A 16,756-nucleotide genomic window follows, 5' to 3' on the forward strand; every position below is an offset into this window, starting at 1 on the left:
CTAATCGCCAAAACCCTTCTGCGCCAGGACCAGGAAGATCTTCTCCTCCAGCTGGTCGGGCGTGAAGGGCTTGGCGATGTAGCCGCTGACCTGATGGGCAAGCGCCTTCTTCACCGCATCCAGCGTCGCCAGCGCCGTGACCATCAGGAAAGGCAGGTCGCCGCGGGTCTCGCGCACCTGCTTCAGCAGGTCGAGGCCGCTCAGCCGCGGCATCATCCAGTCGCAGACGATCAGGTCATAGGCCGCACCGTCGGCCTGGAAGCGCTCCAGCGCCTCCTGGCCGTCGGCGGCGGTGACGATGTGGCCGATGCCCAGTTCCTGGAGGACGGAGGTGACGAAGGCTCGCGGCCCGGCCTCGTCATCCACCACCAGGACGCGGTGGGAGGACAGGTCGATGAAGGGCACGCCGACCATGCCCAGCGCCTGCCGCAGCCAGTTGGCACGCGCCAGCCGTTCCTTCGGCCCCGGCGCGTTCAGAAGCACATGGCGGACGAAGCGCGGCCGGTGGCAATGGCGGTAGAGCACGCGGGCCACCGCCAGCCGGCTCTTGCCGGAGCAGAAGGCCCCCTCCCCGGCCAGCCGGACGATGTCGAGAACGGTGTCGGCTGGCGGATCGTCCTTGGCCTGGATCAGCGGGGTCAGCACGCGCTGGGTGCGCAGGAAGGCGTTCTGGATGTCGTCGAGCTGGCCGCCGAGATACTCGCGCTCCTCGTCGGGGAAGGCGCTCGACAGCACGAGGCGCTGAACCTCCGCCAGCCCCTTCAGCTTCTCGTTCCGGTCCTTCCAGCAGTCCAGCAGCCGGCCGGCGAAGTCGCGGCTGTCGAAGAAGCTCTTCAGGTAATCGGCCACCGCCTTGGCTGCGGTGGGTGACAGCGGCATCTTCTGGAGCACGAACAGGATGCGCAGCTTCTGCACGAAGTTGCGGCCACGGGTGATCTCCGGGACCGTGTCCTCGTTGACCAGCAGGGCGGTGCGGCGTTGCAGCGCCGCCTCCGTCCGCGCACCGCCGACATAGGCGCCCTCGCGGTCGCGCAGGCGGGCGGACAGATCGCTCAGTGCCAGAATCTCGCGCTGCACCGCCTCGATGCCGAACATGTCGCCGGCGCTGGCGATGGTGAAGCAGGCGGGCTTGGCCATCTCGCGGCGGAAGGCGGCGGCCAGCGCGTCGCGCAGGCCCGGCATCGGCACCCGGCGCATCACCGCATCCAGCCGGCGGAACACCGATGGGGCGTCGTCCGCCATTGGCCGGTCGGTGGCGATCAGCGTCACGATCAGGTCGATCAGGGTGGTGAAGGGCGCATCCCGCGCACAGGACGCGGTGCCGGCGTCGCTCAGCAGGATCTCTCCCAGCAGCCGCTCCACCGGCGCCAGCGCGTCGGGATGCTCGGTGGTCTCGGCGAGGTTCAGCAGCGCCTCAGCCTTCTCGGCGAAGTTGCGGCAGACGGCGATATGCTGGGTGACGGCGGCGTCGAGAAGGAAACGGCCGAGGAAGCCGCCGACGGACAGCAGCTCCGCCGCCGTGCCGGGATAATCGGCGGACAGGAAGTCGGGCGGCGGATGTTCCTTCACCCGCTCGCGCGTCAGCCGGGCGATCTCGTTGACCAGCGGCGTCATGCCGCCCTTCCGGTCCATCGCCCGTTCGGCCTGGGTCAGGATGGCGACGAAGGTGGCGGTGTTGGACAGCCCGGTCTGGTGGCGCGGGTGGTGCAGCAGCTCCGTGGCGGTCAGCGCGTTCTCGTCGAGGAAGCGGCGGCAGAAGCGGCCGACTCCGTCCCGGCCGGCCGGCGTGTAGAAGTCGGCCGGCTCGCGGCAGGCGGCAGGGGCCGAACCCTCCGCCTCCTCCAGGACCGGTTCCGCAGCGGGGATGTCGTGGCGGGACTCCTCCATCTCCGCCCTCACAGGGCCAGCAGGTCGCGGAGCGCGCCGAGCAGCCGCTCGGGCGCCACCGGCTTCATCACGATCTGCCGCCCCTCCTGCGCCGTCAGCCCGGCCGCCGTCTCGCGCGAGGCGTAGCCGGTCAGGAACAGGATGGGCAGAAGCTGGTTGCGGGTCTCCAGTTCGCGGGCAAGCTCCAGCCCGTTCATCCGCGGCATCGACACGTCGCTGACCACCGCATCGAACAGGCCGCCGGCCTCGTCATAGCGGGTCAGCGCCTCCTGCCCGTCGGATGCCTCCACCACCGTGCAGCCGGCCTCCTCCAGCACGAGGCGGAGGTAGCGGCGCACCGAGTCCTCGTCATCGACCAGCAGGATGACCGCGCCCTCCCCCTCCGCGACCTGCAGGGGGTCGAGCCCAACCGGCGATGCCGGCGGTTCGACGGCGGGCAGATAGAGCGCGAAGGTGGCACCCTGCCCCTCCTCACCCTCCAGTTCGACCGAGCCGCCTGACTGCTGCGCCGTGCCGTAGACCATCCACAGGCCGAGTCCTGTGCCCTTCCCCGGTTCCTTGGTGGTGAAGAAGGGCTCCCAGACACGGTCGCGGATCTCCGCCGGCACGCCCGTCCCCTGATCGCTGACGCGGATCGCGACGTAGCGGCCCGGCTTCAGGCCGCGGTGACGCGCAAAGAAGGCGTCGTCCGGCATCTCCACCGCCAGGGCGATGGTCAGGGTTCCGCCATGGGGCATGGCATCACGCCCGTTGAGCGCGAGGTTCAGCAGAGCCTGGTTCAGCGTCACCGGGTTGACCAGCGCGTGCGCGCTTTCGTCATCGGCCGAAATCGTCACGTCGATGCCGGCGCTGAGCAGGGGTTTCAGGAAGACGCGCAGGTCGCGCACCAGCGGAGCGACTGCGACCACCTCGCGCTCGTCGGCCACCCGGCGATGGGAGAAGTCCAAGAGCTGCGCAGTCAGCGCCGCCGCCCGCTCGGACGCCTTGGCGATCTCCTGCACGCAGGTCAGAACGCGGTCGGGGTCGGCCGGATTGCGCTCCGCCAGCCGGGCGAAGCCGCCGATGGCGGTCAGCATGTTGTTGAATTCATGGGCGATGCCACCGGCCATGCGCCCCACCGCCTCCATCTTCTGGGCGCGCTGAAGCTCGCCCTCCACCCGGCGGCGGTCGGTGATGTCGTTCAGCACCAGCAGCACCGCCGGCCCGCCGCCATAGACGGCTTGACTGGCCGCGACCTCCAGCCGGCGGCGTTCGCCGGTCGGGCGCAAGGCGTCGCATTCCAGCCGGCGCTCCTCCCCCTCGGCAGCGGCGGCGAGCGTCGCGGCCAGCGCCTCGCCCCCCGTCCCATCGTTTTCCAGAAATCCGGCAAGCAGTTGGCCTTCCAACGCATCGGCGGCGACGCCGAGGATCGCCGCGGCGGCCCCGTTGGCGAAGCGGATGGCGGCGCGGTCCCAGATGACGATGCCGTAGGGGGCCAGCTCGACGAGCTGGCGGTAGCGCAGCTCGCTCTCGCGCAGGGCGCCGACGGTCTGTTCCAACCGGGCGGTCTGGCCGGCCAGCTCCTCTTCCCGCGTCTTCAGCTCGGTGATGTCCATCAGGATCTTCACCACGCCGCCGGTGCCGGTGGCATGCTCGCTGATGCGGTACCAGCGCCCGTCGGACAGCCGGCCGTCGACCGGGGTGGAGTGCTGGAGATGACGGGTCAGCCGCTGCTCCACCCAGGCGCCGATGTCGCCGCCGCCCTCGTAGCCGCCACGCTCGGCGGCGGCGTGCAGAATCTCGGAGAAGCTGCGGCCGGGGGTCAGCATGTCGGCGATGGTGGGATAGGCGCGGCGATACTGCTCGTTGCAGATCAGCAGCCGGCCGTCGGCGCTGAACAGCACGAATCCTTCCGACACGCTGTCGATGGCGTCATGCACCACCGCCTGCATGAAGCGCGCCTCCACCAGAGCCAGTGTCTCGGCGGTGGCATCGACACCGCAGCCGCGATAGCCGCGGAAGCGCCCGTCGGCCCCGCGCACCGGTACGGCGCTGAGCCGCAGCACGAGGTCGCGCCCATCCACCCCCTCGAAGCTCACCTCGAGATCGCGGAAGGACCGGCCGGCCTCGATGTCGGTACGGTATTCCGCCCAGGTCGCCTCGTCGGTGACCAGAAGCCCGAGGTCGAGAAGGGAATCGCCGAACACCGTCCGCGGATCGCAGCCGAGCAGCGTGGTAACCCCGCCCGACAGCGAGAGATAGCGATGGTCCGACCCGGTTTCCCAGAACCAGCCGGGCGTCACGGCGGAGAAGTCGCGGAAGCGGTCGCGCAGCACCTCCAGCTCGTCCGTTGCGCGACGCAGAGCGGCGTCGGAGCGTGCCAGAGCGGTGGCGGTGGCTCCGGCACGCCGGGCGCTCCACAGGGCCAGACCGCCGGCGGCGGCCAGCGCGGCGGCGACCGGCCAGCCGACCTGCCCGCCCGCAGACAGCGCGGCCAGGGCGCCGATGCCGGTCAGCCCGGCCAGCAGGCCGGGAAACGAGGCGGAAAGACCCGACGGACCGGACACCGGTCTGGCGGCACCCCCGGTGGGATGCGGTCGGTCGGTGCCTGCAACGTCCACGGGGCCTCCGTCGGTCCGAAAGGGTGGCGGAAGAGTAGTTGTCCGGTGACATCATCACCGGATCGTCCCGTCTTAGGCTGTCAGGCGTTAACAGCAGGTTTAGTAGCTAAGCTTTCGTACAGCCACGACGGCCTGAAGCGGTAGCGGCGAAGGAGAGGAGATCCGGGAGGCCGCAAAACACGTAAAAACCGGTTGCCGTTCCAAAGCCGGCCGGTTTCAAGAGGACCATGCCATGCCGCCCATGACGACTGGGACCACTCCCGAGGGGCCCCCGAAGGCAGACGTGATTACGTGGAGCAACCTTCCGGCCCAGACCGCCGAAGGGGTGGAGCGCCGCAGCCTTCCCGGCACCGGCGCATCGCTGAAGCACATCGTCATCAAGGCCGGCACGGCCGCCCCCCGCCACAACCACCCGCAAGAACAGTTCGTCATCGTCGTGGAGGGCCGCGCCCTGCTGACCTGCGAAGCGGGACCGGTGGATCTGCGGCCGGGCATGGTCATCCGTTTCGACCCCGGCGCCTGGCACAGCGCCGATTTCGTCGAGGATACCGTCCTGATCGAGGTGACTTTGAACCCGGCGGGGTGAGGTCAGACGCCGATATCGATGTCGATCTCGTCGTCGTCTTCCGGCGCCCGGCCCAGCAGCAGGTCGGCGGCGTCGAGCGTCAGCGCTTCGACCTCCTCGTTGCGCTCCTCGTCGGGCAGGCGCAGCGCGTGCATCAGCTGGGTCGCCAGATGGATCAGCATGGCGCGGACGCAATCGTCTTCGGGATACTCCAGCGCCACCACGTCCTTCAGGAAGGCGCCGAGCTGGTCCGGCGAATTCCAGGGATGGGCGATGACGCTATCGAAGCCGCTGGTGCCGAGGAAGACGGAGTTGAGCGCGATGGCCTGACGGTTGATGCCGTCGACCGCCTCGTCCTGGTCGAGATTGCCCTGGAGAACCTGATTGAACGCGTCCAGGCTGAGGTCGATGAACTGGCGGACCAGCAGCTGCACCACGGACTCGTCGGACAGGTCGTTGCGGGCCTGCGGCTGGGTCAGCACCGGCAGCGGTTGCAGCAGTGCCGCGATGATCGGCTTTGCGGATTGGGATTCCATCGCGGGCAACTCCTGTCGGGATCGACCCCGGCAATCGGCGGGGCAAAAGGTTCACGGCTCCCGATACTGCCAGAGCCTGACGCAAAACGCAAAAAAGGCCGCCCCCTCGCGGGAGCGGCCCTTTCGCCAAGCCTGACGGGAGGTCAGGCCCGAAAGATCAGCCCACCAGCTCGATGCCGGCGAAGAAGAAGGCGATCTCCTGGGCGGCGGTCTCCGGGGCGTCCGAACCGTGGACCGAGTTGGCCTCGATCGACTCGGCGAACTCCTTGCGGATGGTGCCCTCGGCGGCGTTGGCCGGGTTGGTGGCGCCCATGATCTCGCGGTTGCGGGCGATGGCGTTCTCGCCTTCCAGGACCTGCAGGACCACCGGGCCGGAGATCATGAAGGAGACCAGATCGCCGAAGAACGGACGCTCGCGGTGCACGCCGTAGAACTGCTCGGCCTGGGCCTTCGACAGCTGGACGCGCTTCTGGGCAACGATGCGCAGGCCGCCGTCTTCGAACTTGGCGTTGATCTTGCCGGTCAGGTTGCGGCGGGTGGCATCGGGCTTGATGATCGAGAGGGTCCGTTCGACGGCCATGGTGGTGACTCCTGCGGGAATGGGGCTTTTCGCCGATTGAAAAACACGCAGGCGCCGCCGGATGACCGGGGCGCCGGATGGGCGGCTTTATAGAGGCGCTTTTACGGCGCGGCAAGGCGTTCGTTTGGGGCCGGGTTCCCCCATCCCCGCAAAAATACGGCCGCGATGGCATCCCAACGCGGCCGGAGTCGAGGAGGCTATGGGGGAGGCTTTGGAAATGCAGGCGTCAGGTCAGGACTTGGCAGCCCCCAGCTTGGCCTGCGCGGCGGCCAGACCGTCCTTGCCGTCCAGCGTGGTGACGCCGGACAGCCAGGTCTTCAGAATGCCGGGATTCTTCTTCAAGTAATCGGTCGCCACCGCTTCCGGCTTGCGGCCGCCGTTCATGATGCCGTCCATCACCGCATTCTCCATGTCCACGGTGAAGACCAGATTGGACAGGAACTTGCCGATGTTCGGACAATCGGTGGCATAGCCCTTGCGCACGTTGGTGCTGACGGTGGCACCGCCGTAATTCGGGCCGAACCAGTCGTCGCCGTCGGACAGATAGGTGATGTCCATCGTCTTGTTCATCGGATGCGGCGCCCAGCCCAGGAAGGCGATCCACTTCTTGGCCCGCACCGCGCGCTTGACCTCGGCCAGCATGCCGGCCTCGCTGGACTCCACCATCTTGAAGTCCTTCAGCCCGAAGGCGTCGGCTTTCAGCATTTTGTCGATGATCAGGTTGCCGTCGTTGCCGGCCTCGATGCCATAGATCTTGCCGTCCAGCTTGTCCTTGTACTTCGCCAGATCCTTGAAGCTCTTCAGCCCGGCTTCGGCGGCGTAGGTGGGAACCGCCAGCGTATATTTGGCGCCCTCCAGGTTGACGCGCGTCACCTCGACCGAGCCGTCCTCCAGCACCGGCTTGATGAAGGTCTCCATGGTGGGCATCCAGTTGCCGAGGAAGACGTCCAGCGATTTGGTCTTCAACCCCAGATAGACGACCGGCACCGACGAGACGCTGGTGGTCGGCTTGTAGCCCAGCGCGTCGAGCGTGACGGAGGCGAGCGCCGTCGTCGCCGCGATGTCGGTCCATCCCACGTCGCCGAAACGCACCGCCTTGCAGGATGCCGGATCGGCGGCCTGTGCCGTCCCCGCCGTCAGGGTGGCGGACCCGGCCGCCAGCATCAGGCCGACGGCAAATGTGGAGAATTTGGCGGCGGAGAATTTACCGGCAGAGAATTTACCGAATGTCTTGGCCATGTCCCTGTTCTCCTTGCTTGTGGTTATCGTTGCCGTCTTTGTCGTGGGGCGCGCGGGTCTCAGGCCCGCAGCCGCTGGTCCTTCCGAATCTCCTTCTGCGTCATGGCGGCCTCTGCGACGTAATAGGGCACGTCGGCGCGCGGCAGCGGCGGTCGGCCGCGCACCGCGTCGGCCAGCTTCTCCGCCATCATGATGGTGGGCGCGTTCAGGTTGCCGGTGACGATGCGCGGCATGATCGAGGCGTCGATGACACGCAACCCTTCCAGCCCATGCACCCGGCCCTGCCCGTCCACCACCGCGCCATCGTCGGTCCCCATCCGGCAGGTGCCGCAGGGGTGATAGGCGGTCTCGGCGTGATGACGGACGAAGGCGTCGAGGTCGGCGTCGGTGACGCAATCGGCGCCGGGGCTGATCTCCTCGCCGCGATAGGGCGCCAGGGCGCGCTGCCGCATGATGTCGCGGGTGATACGGATGCCGGCGCGGAACTCCTGCCAGTCCTGCGGATCGGCCATGTAGTTGAACAGGATGCTGGGCGCCTGCCCCGGATCGCGCGAGCGGGCATGGACGCGCCCCTTGCTGGGCGAACGCATAGAGCCGACATGGGCCTGGAAGCCGTGCGCCTCCACCGCGTTGGTGCCGTTGTAGCTGATGGCGACGGGGAGGAAATGGTACTGGATGTTGGGCCAGGGCACATCGTCGCCGGTGCGGATGAAGCCGCCGGCCTCGAACTGGTTGCTGGCGCCGATGCCGGTGCCCAGGAACAGCCATTCGGCACCGATGGCCGGCTGGTTCCACCATTTCAGCGCCGGGTAGAGCGACACCGGCTGGCGGCAGTGATACTGGATGTACATCTCCAGATGGTCCTGGAGATCGCCGCCGACGCCCGGCAGGTCGATCACCGTCTCCACCCCCAGCTCGCGCAGCAGCGGCGACGGCCCGACGCCCGACCGTTGCAGGATCGCCGGCGAGGCGATGGCCCCGGCGCATAGCAGCACCTCCCGCCGCGCCCGCACCGTGACCGGCGTGCCGTTGCGCAGATAGGCGACGCCTACAGCACGCCGTCCGTCGAACAGGATGCGGTCGGTCAGCGCGTGGGTGACGATGGTCAGCCCCGGCCGTCCCCGCGCCCGGTCGAGATAGCCACGGGCCGTGCTGCACCGCCGCCCCTGCGCCGTCACCGTCCGGTCCATCGGGCCGAAGCCCTCCTGGCGGTAGCCGTTCAGGTCGTCGGTACGGCCATAGCCGGCCTGCGCCCCGGCCTCCACCATTGCCTCATACAGCGGGTTGACGCCGGGCTTGGCGGTGGTGACGAACAGCGGACCGTCGCCGCCATGGTAGGCGTTGGGGCCGACGTCGCGCGTCTCCGCCTTGCGGAAATAGGGCAGGCAGTCGAGATAGCTCCAGTCCTCCAGACCCGGCAGCCCGGCCCAGCCGTCATAGTCCAGCGCATTGCCGCGGATGTAGCACATGCCGTTGATCAGCGACGACCCGCCCAGCCCCTTGCCGCGCCCGCACTCCATCCGGCGGTTGTCCATGTGCAGTTCGGGTTCGGTCTCGAAGGCCCAATTGTAGCGGCGGCCCTGCAGCGGAAAGGCCAGCGCCGCCGGCATTTGGGTGCGGTAGTCCAGCCGGTGATCGGGCCCGCCCGCCTCCAGCAGCAGGACGCTGACGCCGGCATCCTCGGTCAGGCGGCAGGCCAGCACGTTGCCCGCCGACCCGGCGCCGACGATGATGTAGTCATACTCGCGCACCGCAGAGGCGATGGAGGGCATGGCATCGGGCATGGCGGTGCCGTTCTCCGGCGCAGCGGCCCCAGAGGTCGGTTGGTTCGACATCGAACACCCCTTCTATAAAAAGCGGGCTTCCGTGAAAGACGGTCTCAGAACACCGAGGCGTAGGGTCCCAACTCGACCTGGACCGACTTGAGGCGGGTGTAATGGTCGAGCGTTTCGACCCCGTTCTCGCGGCCGACGCCCGACTGCTTGTAGCCGCCGACCGGCATCTCCGGCGGCGATTCGCCCCAGGCGTTGATCCAGCAGATGCCGGCTTCCAGCCGGTGGATCACCCGGTGGGCGCGGGCCAGATCGTTGGTGACCAGCCCGGCGGCGAGGCCGTAGCTGGTGGCGTTGGCCCGCCGGATGACCTCCTCCTCCTCGTCGAAGGTCAGGATCGACAGGACCGGGCCGAAGATCTCCTCGCGCACGATGGTCATGCCGTCGTGGCAATCGGTGAAGACGGTTGGCGCCACATAGGCGCCGCGTGCAAAGACGGCGCCGTCCGGAACCCCGCCGCCGGCCAGCAGCCGCGCCCCCTCCGCCTTGCCGGCCTCGATATAGCGCAGCACCTTGTCGCGGTGGGGGAAGCTGGCGAGCGGGCCGAAATTGGTGGCGAGTTCCAGCGGATCGCCCATGCGGATGCGGCGCACGCGGGCCAGCAGCCGCTCCTCGAACGCCGCCGCGATGCTGCGGTGGACGAAGACGCGGGTGCCGTTGGTGCAGACCTGGCCGGAGCTGTAGAAGTTGGCCATCATGGCGATGTCGGCGGCGCGGTCGAGGTCGGCATCGGCGAACACGATCAGCGGCGATTTGCCGCCAAGCTCCATCGTCACCTCCTTCAGGGTCGAGCCGCCGGCCGCCGCCATCACCCGCTTGCCGGTCTCCACCCCGCCGGTGAAGGACAGCTTCTCGATGCCGGGATGGGCGGCCAGCAGGGCGCCGACCCGGCCGTCGCCCTGGACGACGTTGAACACGCCGTCGGGCAGCCCGGCCTCGCTGTAGATCGCCGCCAGATGCAGGGCGGTCAGCGGCGTGACCTCGCTCGGCTTGAAGATCATGGCGTTGCCGGCGGCCAGCGCCGGTGCCGATTTCCACAGCGCGATCTGGATCGGGTAGTTCCAGGCACCGATCCCGGCCACCACCCCCAGCGGCTCGCGCCGGGTGTAGACGAAGGAACTGGGACGCAGCGGGATCTGCCGCCCCTCCAGCGCCGGGGCGAGGCCGGCGTAATATTCCAGCACGTCGGCCCCGGTGACGATGTCGACCGCGCGGGTCTCGCTCAGAGGCTTGCCGGTGTCGAGCGTCTCGATCTCGGCCAGCGCGTCGTTGCGCTCGCGCAGCAGGGATACCGCCCGGCGCAGCACCCGCGCCCGCTCCATCGCCGTCATCGCCGCCCACACCGACTGCCCGGCGCGGGCGCTGTCGACAGCGCGGTCCACGTCCGCGGAAGTCGCCTGCGCGACCTCGGCCAGCACCTCCCCGGTCGCCGGGTTGACGGTGGCGAAGCGTTCAGCCGCCCCGTCCTCGACGGGACGACCATGGATGTGATGGGCCAGACGTCCGAACCGCGTCATGTCGCGTCTCCCTGATCCGAGATCCCGAAGGTGCAGTGGATCGCAGCAATTCGATTGCCCGATGCAGCGTGATTTTTATTGATTGAACGTTCAATTAAAAAAGAGCCGGTGGCGATTCCGTTCCTTGAATTGGTCGTGTTCAAACAAACCGGATGGCCGGCACCAGGCCGGAGCAGGTCGGAACGCGCCGCCCTGCGCGGGACAAAGCCGTGCCATTCGCGCGCCATTCGCCCTGCCCCGCTTCAAATCGGCGGCCCCTCGTGCTACATCCTCGCGCGCTATGCTGCACATCAATGACCTGACCTTCCGCTTCGGCGGCCGAGTGTTGTTCGACCATGCGACGGCGGTGGTGTCCAAGGGACACCGCGTGGCGCTGGTGGGACGCAACGGCACCGGGAAATCGACCCTGCTGAAGCTGATCTCGGGACAGCTGCAAACGGATGCCGGCGCCATCACCCTGCCGGCCGGCATGCGGATGGGCATGGTGGCGCAGGAGGCCCCCAGCGGGCCGACCACCCTGATCGACGCCGTGCTGGCGGCCGACACCGAACGCACCGCCCTGCTGGCGGAAGCCGAGACGGCGACCGACCCGATGCGCATCGGCGAAATCCACGCCCGGCTCGCCGACATCGAGGCGCATTCCGCCCCGTCGCGCGCCGCGCAGGTGCTGTCCGGCCTGGGTTTCGACGCCGAGGCGCAGCAACGGCCCTGCTCCGACTTCTCCGGCGGCTGGCGCATGCGCGTGGCGCTGGCCGGCGTGCTGTTCTCCCGCCCCGACCTGCTGCTGCTGGACGAGCCGACCAACCACCTCGACCTCGAAGCGACCATCTGGCTCGAGGGCTATCTGAAGAACTACCCGCACACCATCCTGCTGGTCAGCCACGACCGCGAGTTGCTGAACGCGGTGCCGAACACGACGATCCACATCGACCAAGGCAAACTCGTCACCTACAGCGGCAATTACGACCAGTTCCTGGCGCAGCGCCGCGCCAACCAGGAACGGCTGGCCTCGATGGCGGCCAAGCAGGATGCGCGGCGCAAGCACATGATGGCCTATGTCGACCGCTTCCGCTTCAAGGCCAGCAAGGCCCGTCAGGCGCAAAGCCGCCTGAAGCTGCTGGAGAAGATGCAGTCGATCACGCTGATGGAGGACGATCCCGAGGTCGTCTTCAACTTCCCCGCCCCGGACGAGCTGGCGCCGCCGCTGATCGCGCTGGAAGGGGTCAGCATCGGCTATGGCGAGAAGGTGATCCTGCGGCGGGTCAACCTGCGCATCGACATGGAGGATCGCATCGGCCTGCTGGGTGCCAACGGCAACGGCAAGTCGACGCTGGTCAAGCTGCTGGCCAACCGGCTCCAGCCGATGGCCGGCGAGATGCGGCGGCCGTCCAAGCTGCGCATCGGCTATTTCGCCCAGCATCAGGCCGAGGAGCTGGACCTGTCGCTGACGCCGATCCAGCAGACCCAGCGCATCATGCCGCTGGCGCTGGAGGAAAAGGTGCGTGCCCATCTCGGCCGCTTCGGCTTCCCCCAGGTGAAGGCGGAGACCAAGATCGCCAGCCTGTCCGGCGGCGAGAAGGCGCGGCTTCTGCTGGCGCTGATGAGCCGGGAAGTCCCGCACATCCTGATGCTGGACGAACCGACCAACCATCTGGACATCGACAGCCGCGAAGCCCTGATCGAGGCGATCAACGATTTCCCCGGTGCCGTCATCGTCATCAGCCACGATCCCCATCTGATCGAGATGACGGTGGACCGGCTGCTGCTGGTCGCCGACGGCACCGTGCAGGCCTATGACGGCGATCTGGACGACTACCGCCGCTATCTGCTCGACCGTGCCAAGGCGGAGCGGGCTGTTGCCAAGGCGGGCACGGATCGCGACACCGGGCCGAACAAGAAGGACCAGCGCCGCGCCGCCGCCGAGGCGCGGACTGCTCTCGCCCCGCTGAAGCGCAAGGCGACCGACGCCGAGGCGCTGGTGACCAAGCTTGCCGAGGAGAAGCGCAAGATCGAGGCGAAGATGTCCGACCCGGCGCTCTACACCGGCCCGTCCGACAAGCTGACCAAGCTGCAGATCGAGCTTGGCACGGTGGAGAAGAAGCTGGCGACCGCCGAGGAGACCTGGCTGGAGGCGCTCGAACTCTACGAGAGCGCCGCGGCGGAGGCCGGCGTTTGAACGCCCACAGGCACATCGACAACTCCGACGGCAACGCCCAGGCGGAAATGGAGCGGTCCGGGATGGAGCGTGACGGCACGATTGCCCTGCCCACCGTCTGCGATGGGGAGGAGGAGGAGCGCACGTCGGACGTGCTGGCCCGCTTCCGTGCCAATCTGCCGGCGGGACGGGTCACGCTGGGCGACCTGATCCGGGCGCTGGGCGACCGCTCGCTCGGCACCATCCTGCTGGCGCTGTCGCTGCCCACCATCGCCCCGGTGCCGCTCGGCGTCTCCTGCCTGTTCGACCTGCCCATCGTGCTCTACACCGCGCAGATGGCCTTCGGCCGGCGCGGGGCCGGGCTGCCGGACTGGCTGCTGCGCCGCTCCATCGGCACCAGGCTGGCGGCGCGGACGCTGGACGCCGCCATGCCGCGGCTGGTGTGGATCGAGCGGATGCTGAAACCGCGGCTGCACCGCCTCGCCCGCATCGACCAGGAGCGCTGGTTCGGGCTTCTGCTGTTCATCCTGACGCTGACCTGCATCGTGCCGCTGCCGCTGACCGGCTGGCTGCCGGGCTTCGCGCTGGTGCTGATCTCGCTGGGGCTGATCGAGCGCGACGGCGGCGCCATCGGCATCGGGCTGGGGCTGACCGCCGCGGCGCTGGTGTTTTTGACCCTGGTGGCGAGCAGCCTGTCATACGCAGGTCACCAACTTCTGGCAGCAACTCTGCATTAGGACGGCTGCATCGGAACCATGGGTGCAGGCCGTCCCGATCCAGGGAGGCCTTGCATGACCGAAACGGCACCCGCCACGCTTTCCGAATCCTGGCTGTTCTTCCGCCGCTGGCTGGCCGATCCCTGGGCAATGGGGTCGGTCGCCCCCTCCTCCCAGGCCCTGCGCCGCCGAATCACCCGCGAGATCCGGCGCGAGCCGGACGAAGCGGTGGTTGAGTTCGGCGGCGGTACCGGCCCGATCACCGCAGCGATGCTGGAGGCCGGCATCCCGGCCGACAGGCTCTACAGCTTCGAGATCGACCCCGACCTCGCCCGCCATCTGCGCGTCCGCTGCCCCGCCGTCACCGTCATCGCCGACGATTGCCGCAAGGCGCCGGAACTGCTGGGCGAGGCGCTGTGCGGCAAGATCGGCACGGTGGTGATCGGCATTCCGATGATCACCTTCCCGCTGGAGTTCCAGCGCGAGGTACTCGACGCCACCTTCCGCATCCTGCGGCCGGGCGGGCGCTTCCTGCTCTACAGCTTCATGCCGCACTCGCCGCTGAACCGCGAGGCGCTGGGGCTGACCGGGGAGCGGCTGGGCTTCACTTTGCAAAATCTGCCGCCGGCATCGGTATGGGGATACCGCCGCGCCGGAGAGTGATAGGGTCCTCCACCCGGCAACCCACAACCAGCGAGAGCCTCCATGAAGTTCGGCTACACGATCCTCTATGTTCCCGACGTCGCGGCGTCGCTGGCCTTCTTCGAGAAGGCCTTCGGCCTGAGCCGGCGCTTCCTTGCCGAGACGGGGGATTACGGCGAGCTGGACACCGGCTCCACCACCCTGTCCTTCGCCAGCCAGGAACTGGCGCTGTCGCACCACCCCGCCGGCTATGTGTTCGCCAGCGCCAGCGAGAAGCCTCTGGGCGTCGAGATCGCGCTGGTCACCGGCGACGTGGAGGCGGCGCACGCCACGGCGCTGGCCGCCGGCGCCACCGAACTGGCGCCGCCGAAAGCCATGCCGTGGGGCCAGACGGTGTCCTTCCTCCGCTGCCCCGACGGCACGTTGGTGGAGCTGTGCACGCCGGTCGGCGGCTGACGGCAGCGGGGCCGGCGCGGTTGCCCCGCCCCGGCCGCCGCGCTTATGGTCCGCCCTCCCGTCCACCATCGTGAGCCTGCCGGCGATGTCCTTCATCCTGTCGAAGCTGCTGTGGGGCGTCTTCGCGCCCGGCAATGCCCTGGTACTGGCGGTGGCGCTGGGCGCGCTGATGCTGCGGACGCGGCGCTGGCAGCGCGCCGGACGACGGCTGGTCACGCTGGCGGCGGTGCTGCTTCTGCTGGTGATGTACACCGGTCTCGGTGCGCTGGTCGCCCTGCCGCTGGAGAACCGCTTCCCGCGGGCGGAGCCGGAGGGGCGGGTCGACGGCATCGTCATGCTGGGCGGCGCCCTCAATCCGCCGATCACCGCCGACCGCGGCGACCCGTCGCTGAACGATGCGGCCGAGCGGATCCTGGGCTTCGCCGACCTCGTTCGCCGCCATCCGGAGGCCAAGGCAGTCTTCACCGGCGGATCGGGCCGGCTGCTGGCGCCGGACCTGAAGGAGGACGTCACCGCCCGCGCCGCCCTGCTCCAGGCCGGCATCCCCGCCGACCGCGTGCTCTACGAGGATCAGTCCCGCAATACCTGGGAGAATGCGGTCTTCAGCAAGGAGATGGTCAAGCCGGCGCCGGGCGAACGCTGGATCCTCGTCACGTCGGCCATGCACATGCCGCGGTCGGTCGGCATCTTCCGCGCCGTCGGGTGGGAGGTGATCCCCTACCCCGTCGATTACCGCACCAAGCATGACGCCACACCCTGGCTGCGCTTCGAGTTCGGACAGAATCTGGTGATCCTCGACGACGCGGTGCGGGAATGGATCGGGCTGACCGCCTATTGGCTGATGGGCCGCACCGACAGCCTGTTCCCCGGCCCCTGACGGTTCGGCACCCGCCCGGCGCAAGTCGGGCCGGAGTCCGGGCTGTGTCATCGTACCGCCGCCGCGTTCGAGCCATTGGCGCGGCGGTGCCACTCCGCTAGAGTGCCGCCGCCCTGGCGGTCGGGCCGGGTTGGGGAAAGAAGGAAATTGGCGGATGCGTCGCTGGCGCGGGGTGAGCAGGGTCGTCGTGCTGGTCGGCGTGACAGCGCTCGCCGCCTGCGCGCAGAAGCCCGCCGGCACCGGCCCGGGCCTTCCGACCAGCGGCATCTACAAGGTGGGAAAGCCTTATCAGATCAACGGCGTCTGGTATTATCCCAAGGAAGATTTCAGCTACGACGAGACCGGCATCGCCTCGTGGTACGGCCCCGGCTTCCATGAGAAGAACACCGCCAACGGCGAGATCTACGACCAGAACGAATTGACCGCCGCTCACAAGACGCTGCCGATGCCGAGCCTGGTGCGCGTCACCAACCTCGACAACGGCCGGTCCATCGTGGTGCGGGTCAACGACCGCGGCCCTTACGCCAACGGCCGCATCATCGACATGTCGCGGCGCGGCGCCCAGTTGCTGGGCTTCGACGGTCCCGGCACCGCCAAGGTGCGCGTGCAGATCCTGGCGGAGGAAAGCCGGGCAATCGCCGCCGCCGCGCGCCAGGGCACGCCCGCCCCGCTGCTGGCCGAGGTCGACGGCCCGCCGCCGAAGGCCGCTCCGCGCGGCCGGATCGAGGTGAGCGGACAGTCCACGGCGCTGGCCGCCTCCCTCTCCCCCTCCGCCGGCACTCCCCGTGCGCCGGTGGTCGGCGCTCCCGTTCCGCCGCCGGCCACCGTCGCCGGCAGCATGGCCGAGGGCCGCTTCGTGCCGGCCCCGGTGGTGGCTCAATTGCCGGTGAAGGCGCATGAGGCGATCTATGTGCAGGTCGGCGCCTTCGGCAGCGAGGAGAATGTGGCGAAGGCCCGCGCCCGCCTGTCCTCCATCGGCCAGCGCGCCAGCGTCAGCCAGACGCGGACAGCCGGCCTGACCCTGCACCGTGTCCGCGTCGGACCGCTGGACAGCGTCGACAGGGCGGATACCCTGTTGAACCAGATCATCCAGGCCGGCCTTACGGAGGCCAAAATCGTGGTGGATTGATCCGGCCACCCGACTTCACCCCCGG

Annotated in this window: 14 protein-coding genes; 7 read left to right on the forward strand and 7 right to left on the reverse strand. The window is 68.8% G+C overall.

Features of this window, described 5'->3' with window-relative positions; all coding sequences use genetic code 11:
* Positions 1-1,887 carry a response regulator gene (locus TSH64_RS11470; protein ID WP_109096842.1) on the reverse strand — a complete coding sequence of 629 codons (1,887 nt, stop codon included), beginning with the start codon at positions 1,885-1,887 and terminating at the stop codon, positions 1-3.
* Positions 1,888-1,895: 8 nt separating this feature from the next.
* Positions 1,896-4,487, reverse strand: coding sequence for a response regulator (locus TSH64_RS11475; protein ID WP_109096843.1), 2,592 nt, complete (start codon positions 4,485-4,487; stop codon positions 1,896-1,898).
* Positions 4,488-4,770: 283 nt separating this feature from the next.
* On the opposite strand from TSH64_RS11475, the gene TSH64_RS11480 reads away from it, so the two are divergent.
* The gene (locus tag TSH64_RS11480; RefSeq protein ID WP_199237541.1) at positions 4,771-5,073 is read left to right on the forward strand and encodes a cupin domain-containing protein; all 303 of its coding nucleotides are present in this window, start codon (positions 4,771-4,773) and stop codon (positions 5,071-5,073) included.
* Positions 5,074-5,075: 2 nt separating this feature from the next.
* Here the strand turns inward: TSH64_RS11480 and TSH64_RS11485 are convergent, their stop codons facing one another.
* From TSH64_RS11485 to betB, 5 genes are all read right to left on the reverse strand, one after another.
* Positions 5,076-5,588: a hypothetical protein gene (locus tag TSH64_RS11485; RefSeq protein WP_109096844.1), complete on the reverse strand. Its 513-nt coding sequence runs from the start codon at positions 5,586-5,588 to the stop codon at positions 5,076-5,078.
* 157 nt (positions 5,589-5,745) lie between these two features.
* Complete coding sequence (ndk, locus tag TSH64_RS11490; protein ID WP_012974418.1) at positions 5,746-6,168, reverse strand: nucleoside-diphosphate kinase; 423 nt, start codon at positions 6,166-6,168, stop codon at positions 5,746-5,748.
* Positions 6,169-6,399: 231 nt separating this feature from the next.
* Positions 6,400-7,407 carry a choline ABC transporter substrate-binding protein gene (locus TSH64_RS11495; RefSeq protein ID WP_109096845.1) on the reverse strand — a complete coding sequence of 336 codons (1,008 nt, stop codon included), beginning with the start codon at positions 7,405-7,407 and terminating at the stop codon, positions 6,400-6,402.
* Between the two features lie 59 nt (positions 7,408-7,466).
* Complete coding sequence (gene betA / locus TSH64_RS11500) at positions 7,467-9,179, reverse strand: choline dehydrogenase (RefSeq protein WP_109452552.1); 1,713 nt, start codon at positions 9,177-9,179, stop codon at positions 7,467-7,469.
* A gap of 107 nt (positions 9,180-9,286) precedes the next feature.
* A complete protein-coding gene (gene betB / locus TSH64_RS11505; RefSeq protein ID WP_109096846.1) occupies positions 9,287-10,756 on the reverse strand; it encodes a betaine-aldehyde dehydrogenase in 1,470 nt (489 codons plus the stop codon).
* Positions 10,757-11,036: 280 nt separating this feature from the next.
* Between betB and abc-f the strand changes: the two genes are divergently transcribed.
* From abc-f to TSH64_RS11535, 6 genes are all read left to right on the forward strand, one after another.
* Positions 11,037-12,932 (forward strand): ribosomal protection-like ABC-F family protein, encoded by a 1,896-nt coding sequence (gene abc-f / locus TSH64_RS11510; RefSeq protein WP_109096847.1) that lies wholly within the window; start codon positions 11,037-11,039, stop codon positions 12,930-12,932.
* The gene (locus TSH64_RS11515; RefSeq protein ID WP_247872889.1) at positions 12,929-13,648 is read left to right on the forward strand and encodes an exopolysaccharide biosynthesis protein; all 720 of its coding nucleotides are present in this window, start codon (positions 12,929-12,931) and stop codon (positions 13,646-13,648) included. The genes abc-f and TSH64_RS11515 overlap by 4 nt, the downstream gene beginning before the upstream one ends.
* A gap of 54 nt (positions 13,649-13,702) precedes the next feature.
* On the forward strand, positions 13,703-14,290 hold the full coding sequence (locus tag TSH64_RS11520) for a phospholipid methyltransferase (RefSeq protein WP_109096848.1): 588 nt from the start codon (positions 13,703-13,705) through the stop codon (positions 14,288-14,290).
* 42 nt (positions 14,291-14,332) lie between these two features.
* Entirely contained in the window at positions 14,333-14,725 is a 393-nt protein-coding gene (locus TSH64_RS11525) for a VOC family protein (RefSeq protein WP_109096849.1), read from the forward strand.
* Positions 14,726-14,810: 85 nt separating this feature from the next.
* Positions 14,811-15,602, forward strand: a complete 792-nt coding sequence (locus TSH64_RS11530) for a YdcF family protein (protein WP_109096850.1) — start codon at positions 14,811-14,813, stop codon at positions 15,600-15,602.
* Between the two features lie 154 nt (positions 15,603-15,756).
* Positions 15,757-16,731 (forward strand): septal ring lytic transglycosylase RlpA family protein, encoded by a 975-nt coding sequence (locus TSH64_RS11535; RefSeq protein WP_109096851.1) that lies wholly within the window; start codon positions 15,757-15,759, stop codon positions 16,729-16,731.
* Positions 16,732-16,756: the final 25 nt, after the last annotated feature.

The sequence above is a fragment of the Azospirillum sp. TSH64 genome (assembly GCF_003116035.1).
Classification (GTDB): Bacteria; Pseudomonadota; Alphaproteobacteria; order Azospirillales; family Azospirillaceae; genus Azospirillum.

Excerpts from the sequence above, each read along its gene's own strand:
- abc-f (WP_109096847.1), top strand. The coding sequence starts at position 11,037 with ATGCTGCACATCAATGACCTGACCTTCCGCTTCGGCGGCCGAGTGTTG.
- TSH64_RS11520 (WP_109096848.1), top strand. The coding sequence starts at position 13,703 with ATGACCGAAACGGCACCCGCCACGCTTTCCGAATCCTGGCTGTTCTTC.
- TSH64_RS11470 (WP_109096842.1), bottom strand. The coding sequence starts at position 1,887 with ATGGAGGAGTCCCGCCACGACATCCCCGCTGCGGAACCGGTCCTGGAG.
- TSH64_RS11525 (WP_109096849.1), top strand. The coding sequence starts at position 14,333 with ATGAAGTTCGGCTACACGATCCTCTATGTTCCCGACGTCGCGGCGTCG.
- betA (WP_109452552.1), bottom strand. The coding sequence starts at position 9,179 with ATGCCCTCCATCGCCTCTGCGGTGCGCGAGTATGACTACATCATCGTC.
- betB (WP_109096846.1), bottom strand. The coding sequence starts at position 10,756 with ATGACGCGGTTCGGACGTCTGGCCCATCACATCCATGGTCGTCCCGTC.
- TSH64_RS11495 (WP_109096845.1), bottom strand. The coding sequence starts at position 7,407 with ATGGCCAAGACATTCGGTAAATTCTCTGCCGGTAAATTCTCCGCCGCC.
- ndk (WP_012974418.1), bottom strand. The coding sequence starts at position 6,168 with ATGGCCGTCGAACGGACCCTCTCGATCATCAAGCCCGATGCCACCCGC.
- TSH64_RS11535 (WP_109096851.1), top strand. The coding sequence starts at position 15,757 with ATGCGTCGCTGGCGCGGGGTGAGCAGGGTCGTCGTGCTGGTCGGCGTG.
- TSH64_RS11530 (WP_109096850.1), top strand. The coding sequence starts at position 14,811 with ATGTCCTTCATCCTGTCGAAGCTGCTGTGGGGCGTCTTCGCGCCCGGC.
- TSH64_RS11485 (WP_109096844.1), bottom strand. The coding sequence starts at position 5,588 with ATGGAATCCCAATCCGCAAAGCCGATCATCGCGGCACTGCTGCAACCG.